This window comes from Candidatus Pelagibacter sp. Uisw_113, from assembly GCF_047717815.1.
Taxonomy (GTDB): Bacteria; Pseudomonadota; Alphaproteobacteria; order Pelagibacterales; family Pelagibacteraceae; genus Pelagibacter.
Genome location: NZ_CP159809.1, coordinates 988,517 through 998,838, shown reverse-complemented (window position 1 = coordinate 998,838; position 10,322 = coordinate 988,517). Strand labels below are relative to the sequence as shown.

8 protein-coding genes are annotated in these 10,322 nt (G+C 26.3%); 6 read left to right on the top strand and 2 right to left on the bottom strand.

The window, feature by feature from the left end; genetic code table 11:
- From ABXT39_RS05400 to ligA, 6 genes are all read left to right on the top strand, one after another.
- Nucleotides 1-915, top strand: coding sequence for a D-alanine--D-alanine ligase (locus ABXT39_RS05400; RefSeq protein WP_415294729.1), 915 nt, complete (start codon nucleotides 1-3; stop codon nucleotides 913-915).
- On the top strand, nucleotides 896-1,573 hold the full coding sequence (locus ABXT39_RS05395) for a cell division protein FtsQ/DivIB (protein ID WP_415294728.1): 678 nt from the start codon (nucleotides 896-898) through the stop codon (nucleotides 1,571-1,573). Before ABXT39_RS05400 ends, ABXT39_RS05395 begins: the two co-directional genes overlap by 20 nt.
- A complete protein-coding gene (locus ABXT39_RS05390) occupies nucleotides 1,573-2,679 on the top strand; it encodes a cell division protein FtsA (protein WP_415294727.1) in 1,107 nt (368 codons plus the stop codon). Before ABXT39_RS05395 ends, ABXT39_RS05390 begins: the two co-directional genes overlap by 1 nt.
- 66 nt (nucleotides 2,680-2,745) lie before the next feature.
- Complete coding sequence (gene lpxC / locus ABXT39_RS05385) at nucleotides 2,746-3,666, top strand: UDP-3-O-acyl-N-acetylglucosamine deacetylase (RefSeq protein WP_415294726.1); 921 nt, start codon at nucleotides 2,746-2,748, stop codon at nucleotides 3,664-3,666.
- A gap of 39 nt (nucleotides 3,667-3,705) precedes the next feature.
- Nucleotides 3,706-4,545 carry an outer membrane protein assembly factor BamD gene (locus ABXT39_RS05380; RefSeq protein WP_415294725.1) on the top strand — a complete coding sequence of 280 codons (840 nt, stop codon included), beginning with the start codon at nucleotides 3,706-3,708 and terminating at the stop codon, nucleotides 4,543-4,545.
- A 1-nt stretch (nucleotide 4,546) separates the two neighbouring features.
- Nucleotides 4,547-6,577 carry an NAD-dependent DNA ligase LigA gene (gene ligA / locus ABXT39_RS05375; RefSeq protein ID WP_415294724.1) on the top strand — a complete coding sequence of 677 codons (2,031 nt, stop codon included), beginning with the start codon at nucleotides 4,547-4,549 and terminating at the stop codon, nucleotides 6,575-6,577.
- Here ligA and ABXT39_RS05370 read toward each other — a convergent pair.
- Together ABXT39_RS05370 and ABXT39_RS05365 are read right to left on the bottom strand one after the other, a co-directional pair.
- A complete protein-coding gene (locus ABXT39_RS05370; RefSeq protein WP_415294723.1) occupies nucleotides 6,560-8,254 on the bottom strand; it encodes a M24 family metallopeptidase in 1,695 nt (564 codons plus the stop codon). The genes ligA and ABXT39_RS05370 overlap by 18 nt on opposite strands.
- Nucleotides 8,251-10,287: an ATP-dependent helicase gene (locus ABXT39_RS05365; RefSeq protein WP_415294722.1), complete on the bottom strand. Its 2,037-nt coding sequence runs from the start codon at nucleotides 10,285-10,287 to the stop codon at nucleotides 8,251-8,253. The genes ABXT39_RS05370 and ABXT39_RS05365 overlap by 4 nt, the downstream gene beginning before the upstream one ends.
- Between the last annotated feature and the right edge of the window lie 35 nt (nucleotides 10,288-10,322).

Sequence of the window (10,322 nt, the reverse complement as noted above, 5' to 3'; positions counted from 1 at the left end):
ATGAAAAAAAAAATCTTAATATTATCTGGTGGTATATCCAAAGAACGACTAATTAGCTTAGATACCGGAAAACAAGTAGCCAAAGAATTAATCAAAAATGGGTATAAGGTTTTAATTAGTGAACCTGATGAAAATTTATCAAAGAATATTACTTCATTTAAACCAGATATTATTTTTAATGCATTACATGGACAATTTGGTGAAGATGGATGTATTCAAGCGATTTTAGAGACTAAAAAAATTCCATATACGCATTCAGGTATAATTGCATCATCAATAGCAATGGATAAGGAAATTTCAAAAAAAATTTTCATAAAAAAAAAAATACTTACTCCAAAATATATTAAATTTAATCATAAAAAAAATAAACTTAATATTATAAAATTAATTGAAAAAAAATTAAAATTCCCTGTAGTAGCAAAACCTATAAATGAAGGATCAAGCGTTCATGTGTATATTTGTGAAAAGACCAATATAATAAAAAATCTAAATGCTTTAAGAGGTTATAATGAAATATTAATTGAGGAATTTATAGCAGGCAGAGAAATCCAAGTTGCAATAATGGATAATAAAGCGCTTGGAGCAATTGAACTTGAACCTAAAAGAAAGTTTTATGATTATGAAGCAAAATACAATTCTAAAGCTAAGACCAAGCATATAATTCCTGTAGATTTGAGCAAAAATAATCTAGCTAAAATTACTAGCATAGCAAGAGAAGCTCATAAAATTATAGGCTGTAAAGGTGTTACGAGATCGGACTTTAAATTTTTTAACGGAAAGTTTTATTTACTAGAGATAAATACTCAACCTGGAATGACTAAACTTTCATTAGTTCCTGAGATAGCAAAACATAAAAGTATAAGCTTTATAAAATTAATTGAATGGATTCTAAAAGATGCATCAATCAACAGGTAAAAAAAATAGGATAATAATTTATTTATTATTTTTGTTCATGTTAAGCACAACTAACGCAAAGCTTATAAACGATCAGAACACACTCTCTTCATCAATAAGTAAAATTAATATCACCGGTCTTTCAGAGAGAAAAAATTTAGAAATCTTAAATAATCTTAATAAATTTTTATACAAAAGTATATTTGTCATTAACAAAGATGAATTAAGAAAGATTTTAGAAAAACACACTATTATACAAGAGTTTAGTATAAAAAAAATTTACCCATCAACACTTAACATTGAAATTAAACCAACTCAATTTATTGCTCGAGTTTCTAATAATGGTAAATATTTAGTAGGTGCTAATGGTAAATTAATTGAAGATAAAAATAGCAATGAATTAATCCCATATATTTTTGGTGAATTTAATACTCAGGATTTTTTGTCATTTAAACAAAATATTGAAAAATCTATATTTTCTTTCTTAAATTTAAAAACATTATATTTTTTCCCATCTGGAAGGTGGGATATTTTAACTGATAATGATATTTTAATTAAGTTACCCCAGAATAATATTTCTGATTCACTTAATCTTGCCTATAAAGTTATAAATAGCAAAAATATGAAAAATATAAATCTTATTGATTTACGTATAAATAATTATTTAATTATAAAATAGTGAATAATAAAAATCTCAAAATATATTTTGATTGTGGTTCATCTAAAATAAGAGCTGGCGTATTTAATGGAGATGATAAAGAAGGATCTTTTTATTATGAAAGTAAATTTTTTGAAGATGATTCAAATTTAGAAAAAGAAATTAAAAAAATTATTGGATCTCTAGAGAAAGATACAAATGAGTACATTGATAGTATAAATTTAATGTTAGATAGTCCAAAAATACTATCTATCGGCATATCAGTATCCCGAAAACTTAATGGATCTTCACTAAAAGAGACAAGTATTAAGTTTTTAGCTCAAGAAGCAAAGCAGCAAATTTTGAAATATTATCCAAATCATGATATTGCTCATATTATTATTAACAATTATAAAATTGATGGTGTTGATTATTCTTATTTACCTGATGAAATTAAATGTAATTTTATATCTTTAGATGTATTTTTTATATGTTTACCAAGTAACTTAGTCCTTTATTTTAAAAATATTTTTTCAAAATCTAATATTTCAGTTGATCAAATAATTTGCTCAAGTTATGCAAAGTCAATTAACTATAAAGATAATCTTAATTTAACTGGGTATACATCATTCATTGACGTTGGATTTAATAAAACGTCAATAACTTCTTATTTTAATGATAAGATTCTTTCATGGGAAGGTTTATCAATTGGTGGAAATAATATTACGAAAGATATTTCTAAAATATTAGCAATTGATTTAAAAAAATCAGAAGATCTAAAATTAAATTTTAATCAAAATAATATAACTTTAACTAATAATTTTTCATTTGAGATGCTACAAAAAATAATTTTTTCTAGAACTGAAGAAATTTTAGAATTATCTACTAAATCTATAAAGTCAAATCTGTTTACAACGAGTGAGTTTAATATAGTGTTAATGGGTGACGGTTCTAAGATACTAGATAATCAATACACGAATCAAATTGATTTTTCAAAAGATATAAATTTTTTAGAAGAAACTACAAAAGATATTTGCCAGTCAGGGTTTAATTTGGTGACGAGGTTAAATAAGCAAGAAGTTATAGTGGTGCCAAAAAAGAAGACAAAACAAGGTTTTTTTGAAAAACTTTTTCATTTTTTTAAATAGGGTGGTATTTTATAGTAATATTTCTTGTTTTTATAAATTTATGTAAAGAATCTATAAATTACGAACATGTCTTTATTAAACCAAAAAACTGTTAAAAAAAATATTAACATAAAAGGTGTAGGGCTTCATAGCGGTTTAGACGTAAACTTAACAATAAAACCCTCTGAAGCAAATACAGGAATAGTTTTTAAAAGAATTGACTTAAAAGATAATAATATTGTAATTCCAAATGTTTTTAATGTTAGTAGCACAGTTCTCTGTACCACAATTTCAAACGTACATGGTGTTAGCATTTCTACTCTTGAACATTTAATGGGTGCTTTTTATGGAATGGGCATAGATAATGCTTTAGTAGAAATTGATAATGAAGAAGTACCAATTCTAGATGGTTCTGCAAAATTTTTTGTTGAAGCAATTAGAAATACTGGAGTTGAAACTTCTGATAAACCAATAAAAATTATTAAAATAGAAAAAAAAATAGAATTTAAAGATAATGAAAAATATATTTCGATAGAACCAAGTAAAATGAGTCTAGACATAGATTTTGAACTTAAATATGAAAATAGCCTTATTGGCACACAAAGAAATATGATTAAAATGTACGAGTCGGATTTAAATGATATTTATAACTCAAGAACATTTTGCTTATATGAAGATGTTGAAAAACTAAAAAAAATGGGTTTAGCTAAAGGTGGTAGTCTTGATAATGCAATAGTAGTAGATAAAAATAGAATTTTAAACGAAGAAGGCTTAAGAAATAAGAAAGAGTTTGTTAACCATAAAATTTTAGACTGCATGGGTGACTTATACTTAGCTGGATACAAGATAATTGGTAAGGTTGTTTGTTCACAAGGGGGACATAAACTTACAAATCAATTATTAAGAAAAGTTTTTAATAATAGAGAAAATTTTTCTATTCTAGAAATTCAAGAAAAAAACTTACCACATGCTTTTATCAACAAAAGCCATGTAAGATCTGTTGCATAAAGACTTAGAATTTTAAAAATTTTCTGTTAAAAGTAGTTGATGAAAATATTAATTAAATATTTATTCTTATTTATTATATTCTTAACTATAGGTTGCTCAAGTAAAGGGGATAAAGATATTTCAATTTTAGTAGGCACTGATCTAGACCAGCAAGTGAGTGAGGTATATAAAGAGGGATTAGAAGCATATGAAAAAGAAGATTTTCTTTTAGCTGCTAAAAAGTTTAATGAGGCTGAGTTATTATACCCACAATCAGAATGGGCCGCAAAATCTTCATTGATGGCAGCATATTCATATTATACTGATGGTTACTATAATGACTCAATTTTTCAACTTGAACAATTTGAAAAGTTATATCCAACAAATCCCAGAATCTCATATGCACAATATTTACTAGCAATGTCATATTATAGCAAAATTATAGATCAAAAAAAGGATTTAAAACCCTTATTAGAATCTAAGAATAAGTTTCAATTTATTATTAATAAATATCCAAATAGCGAATATGCTTTAGACTCAAAATTTAAATTAGACTTAATAGAAGAAACTTTAGCATCAAAAGAAATGTTTGTTGCGAAACATTATATAAAGAAAGAAAAATGGATTCCTGCTATTAATAGATTAAAATTCATCTTAGATGAATATGAAAAAACTATCTATGTTGAAGAGGCTCTTCTGCGATTAGTAGAAATATATTATAAAATTGGATTAATTAACGAGTCAAAAAAGTATGCAAACTTGCTTGGATATAATTATCAGTCAAGTGAATGGTATGAACAATCTTATAAAATGTTTAATAAAGATTACAAATATTCTTATAAAAAGAAAAAAACAAAAAAAAAAACGAGATTAGAAAAACTAAAGTCTATCCTAGACTAATATGAATATTAAGTTAATTGAAGAGACGTATCTAAAGAAAATTAATCAATTTATAAAATATAACAAATCATATTATTTAGAAAGTAATTCAATAATAAGTGATAGTGATTTTGATATTTTAAAGAAAGAAATATTACAATTAGAAGATAGATATACTTTTTTAAGAAATAAAAAATCACCATCATTATCAGTAGGCTTTAAACCATCAAAAAATTTTCAAAAAATAAAACATAAAGTTGCAATGTTATCACTTGGAAATGCCTTTAATGAAGAGGACTTAGAAAATTTTGAAAAAAAAATAATTAATTTTTTAAGTTTAAAAAATTCGAATTCTATCGAATATAGTGCTGAACCAAAAATTGATGGAATATCCGCATCCTTAATTTATGTTAATGGAAAATTAACGAAAGGACTTTCTCGGGGAGACGGCAATGAGGGAGAGGATATTACTCAAAATATAAAAACAATTAAGGATATACCTTTAGAAATTACTCTTAGTAATTTCCCCGAAGAAATAGATATTAGAGGTGAGGTTTTTATAGAAAATGATGATTTTAAAAAAATTAATGACAAGTTTGCAAATCCTAGAAATGCTGCTTCTGGATCTCTAAGACAAAAAAATTCATTAATAACAGCAAAAATTCCACTAAAATTTATTGCTTACACATATGGTTATGAAAAAAAAATGAATATTAACGACCAAACAAGTTTTTTAGAAAACTTAAAATTATGGGGCTTTAAAACAAACCCATTTAACAAAAAAATTATTGGTGTTAAAAATTTAATATTAAATCATAAAAAATTAGAGAAAAAAAGAAAAGAGTTGGCATTTGATATAGATGGAATTGTTTATAAAGTTAATGATTTTGACTTGCAAAAAAGATTGGGTTTTGCTGCCAACGCACCCAGATGGGCAATAGCACATAAGTTTTCAGCCAATAGTTCAACTTCAGAAATTATGAATATTGAAATACAAATTGGCAGAACAGGAGCACTTACTCCGGTTGCAAAAATTAAACCAGTTAATATTGGAGGTGTAATAGTTTCAAATGCAACACTTCATAATGAAGATGAAATTATTAGAAAAGACATAAGAGTAGGAGATACAGTTACAGTTGAAAGAGCTGGAGATGTAATTCCGCATGTAGTCTTGGTAGATTTAAAAAAAAGAAAACAAAACTCAAAAAAATTTATTTTTCCTCTTAAGTGCCCATCTTGTGGGAGTAAAACAATTAAAGATTATAATGAGATAACCAAAAAACAAGATGCTGTAAGAAGGTGTGCTAGTGAAGGGTTTGAATGTGAAAAGATTGCCATAGAAAGAATTAAACATTTTGTTTCTAAGGATGCATTTAATATAGATGGATTTGGTAAGAAAATTGTTGAAAATTTTTGGAACTTAAAATTAATTAGACTTCCTCAGGATATATTTATGCTTAACTATAGTAAAGTAGAAGAACTTGAAGGATGGGGGAAATTATCAGTTGCTAATTTAAAATTTTCAATTGAAGAAAAAAAAAATATTTCTCTAGAGCGATTTATTTATTCATTGGGTATAAGGCATATAGGGCAAGAAAATGCAAAGCTTATCGCAAGACATCTTAAAACATCGCCTAATTTTTTTCAACTATCAGGAGAAAGTAATATTGAAAATTTATCTAATATCGATGGAATTGGGAATACACAAATTCAGTCCATCAAAAAATTTTTCTTAAATAGAACTAATCGCAAAGTGTTAAATGAGCTAGAAAAAAATTTATTAATCAAAGATGTAATTTTAATAAATAGTAAAGGGCTATTAAAAAATAAAACTTTTATGTTAACTGGAAAGTTAAATGGCATTAGCAGAGCGGAAGCAAAATCATTAATAGAACAAAATTCAGGAAAAATAATTAGTAATGTTAATAAAAAGCTTGATTATTTAATTTCTGGAGAAAAACCAACTGTACAAAAAGTAAATACAGCTAAGGATTGGAATATAAAAGTTATAAATCAAGCAGAATGGTTAAAAATGCTAAATAAGAGTAGCTAACCATTTTCTTTCTTTTTTATTAAGCAAACTAGAAAATTCTGAATAAATATTTAGATGATATTTAAATAAATAGTTTTTTTCTACTTTATTTAATAGCTCATAGTTAATTAAATCTTTTTCTAAAGGAGCGAGTGTAAGGTTTTCAAAATTAAAGCTTCTTTTGGTTTCTTTAGCATAAATTAAGTTTTCAATTCTGATACCAAAGTGGTTCTTTTTATAAAAACCAGGTTCATTACTTAGGATCATTCCATTCTTTATCTTTATAGAATTATGTTTTGAAATTGATTGAGGCCCCTCATGAACATTTAAAAAAAAACCAACTCCATGTCCTGTTCCGTGGGTATAATCTTGACCCTCTTTTTTTAAAAATTTTCTAGCTCTTATGTCGATTTTTTTCCCAGTATTATCCTTATTCAAGTTTGTTAAGGCAACTGCAATATGACCCTTTAATACGTTTGTATAAGTATTTTTAATAAACTTGTTTTGTTTTGAAAATGAAATGGTTCTAGTAACATCCGTAGTTCCGTAATGATATTGTCCACCAGAATCTACCAATAAAATGTCTCTTTTTTCAATTTTTTTAGTTGTTTTTTTATTAGCTCTATAATGAACAATTGCACCATTTGAACCAGCACCAGCAATAGTGTCAAAACTTGGAAATAAATAATCTTTATTTAGTTTTCGAAATTCTTCTAATTTATTTTGTGCATCTACCTCTGTTATTTTCTTTTTATTAATATTTTTAATCCAATAAATAAATCTTGTTAATGCTAAACCATCTTGTTTATGAGCTTCAATCATATGTTTTATTTCATTGGAATTTTTGATGGATTTCAGTTCGTAGATTGGATCACTAAATTTAAGTATATTAAATTTTGACTTAATTATTTTTTCATAGAAAATTGAGCAAGTTTTATTATCAATAATAAAATTTTTACCTTTTAATTTTTTTAAAAATTGTGGAAGTGATTTGATTGATAAAATTTGTTTTTTTTTAATTTTTTTATCTAAAAGAAGATTTTTTAAATTATTTTCATTTGCTATTAAAAATAATTTATTTTTTTGGTTTAATATTAACCTGGCATTTGCAATTGGACTATTTGGATTATCGTATCCACGTATATTTAAAAGCCAAGCTATATTTTCTGGCGCAGAAATGAAACAATGATCTGCTTTGTTGTTTTTAAGAAATTTTACAACTTTAGAAATTTTAGAGCTGTAAGCCTCACCTACAATTTTTTTGCTCAGAGAATAGAATGGCTTTGTATGCTTTTCTTTAAATCGAAATATTTGATCAATTAAGTTGTGATCAATAGAAATTAGGTTATTATTTATAAAATATTTACTAAGCAATTTGGATGTAAATAGTTTTGGGTCGTAACCTAAATTAAAATTTTTAATAATTGAATGAGGTAGTTTTCTATGAATTTCGATTATCTTAAAATTTTTAGATGACTGTTGTTGTGCTTGAATAGTATATCTTCCATCGACAAATAAATAATTTTGTTTTTTTAAAATTACAGCGAAACCTGCTGAACCTGAAAAGCCAGTAATATTCTTTAGCCTGTCATTTTTTGCATATTCAGAAAAATATTCATCATTTTTTGGAATAATGTAACCATCAATGTCATGTTGTTTAAATTTGTTTCTTAAAATTTTTATTTTTTCTAAAATCATTTAATTCTTTTTTGATATCTTATCCATCCTGGGCTTCTGGTTCCTTCTTCAATTTCAAAATCTTGATTAAACTCAAAGTCATCTTCATTGTCTTTAGAATCATCAAAAAAAGAATTTTTTTCTAAAAATTTTTCTGGTAATTCCTCAATAAACCTTGAAGCCATACTGTCTATCCAATTTCCCTGATAAAACCTATTCATAGCAAAAGATATAAGTGCTTTTTTTTTGGCTCTTGTTATTCCCACATAAGCCAATCGTCTTTCTTCTTCAAGGCCATTTTGACCTTTTTCTTCAATAGATTTTTGGTGTGGAAATAGACCTTCTTCCCAACCAGGTAAGAAAACTGCGTCAAATTCAAGTCCTTTGGATCCATGCATTGTCATCATGTTAACTTTTTCTCCATCCCAATCCTGATCTACTGAAGTAGCAAGAGCCACATGCTCAAGAAAACTTTCCAAATTGTCAAAATCTTTCATTGCACTTAAAAGTTCTTTAATATTTTCAAGTCTACTTTCATTTTCTACATCTTTTTTATTCTTTAGCATACTAGAGTAACCAGATTCATCTAAAACTAATTGTAATAATCTAACGTGATTAATTTTTTTAATGCTGATGTCATTTCTCCATTTATCAATGAGAAATAAAAATGAGCTAAGACCAATTTTAGTTTTGGGTTTAATTAAATTTTCTTCAATTAATTTTTTTGATGCAATTTCTAAACTAACAGAGTTTTCTTTCGAAAACTCATGTATTAATCTTATAGTGTTTTCACCAATTGCTCTTTTAGGGTTATTTACTATTCTGCCAAATGCCAAATCATCTTTTGGCTGATGAATCAATCTTAAGTAAGCTACGCAGTCTTTAATTTCTGCTCTTTCATAAAATTTTGTACCACCAAGGATTCTGTAAGGTAATCCAATCTTTAAAAATCGTTCTTCAAATTCTCTTGTTTGAAAAATAGCCCTAACTAAAATAGCAATATTGTTAAAAGAATATTTTTTTTTAAGTTTTTTTTCAATTTCATCAGAAACTCCTATTGCTTCATCTTTTCCATTTTTAAAACAATTAAGTTTTACAAGATCTCCCTCCTCCATAGTTGTCTTTAAAGTTTTGCCAACTCTGTTTTGATTATTAGCTATTAGATTTGAAGCAACAGATAATATATTTTGTGAGGAACGATAGTTTTCTTCTAATCTTATTACTTTTGAATTTTTATATACTTGGTCAAATTCTAAGAAATTTTTTATTTCTGCTCCGCGCCAACTATAAATGGATTGATCATCATCTCCAACACAACACAAATTTTTATGTTTTTCTGAGAGCAGGTTAAGCCATCTACTTTGAATATAGTTAGTATCTTGGTACTCATCCACAAGTATATATTTAAAATTGTTTGAATAAATATTTCTTATGTCTTCATTTTTTTCTAAAATTTTAACCACGTGTAAAATTAAATCTCCAAAGTCGCATGCGTTTAAATCTAATAACTTTTGTTGATAAATTTTATAAAGAGGAAGTATAGTTTTCTCAAAAATATCATTTTTATTGATAACAACTTCATCTGGGTAGAACCCTTTATTTTTCCATCTATCAATTATTGAAAGGATAAACTTGGGAGCCAATTGTTTTATGTCTATATTTTCAGCTTTACATATATTTTTGATTAATCTTACCTGGTCATCTGTATCAATAATTGTAAAATTAGAAGTTAATCCAGCTGCAGGTGCGTGTTTTCTGAGTAGCTTTGCGCATATAGAATGAAAAGTTCCAAGCCATGAAAGCCCTATAGCCTCAGAATTTAATATAGAGCTTACTCTATTTTGCATTTCTTTTGCAGCTTTATTAGTAAAAGTCACTGACAAGATTTGATTGGGGAAAGCCTTTTTTTCATTGATTATATGAGCAATTCTTGAAGTGAGCACTTTTGTTTTACCAGATCCAGCTCCTGCAACAATTAGTAACGGCCCATCAAGATGCAAAACAGCTTCTTTTTGAGCATTATTAAGGTTATTTAGATATTCAGAGTTTATCATTTTTTAAATTTCATTATAAGCTATTAAACTTTCAC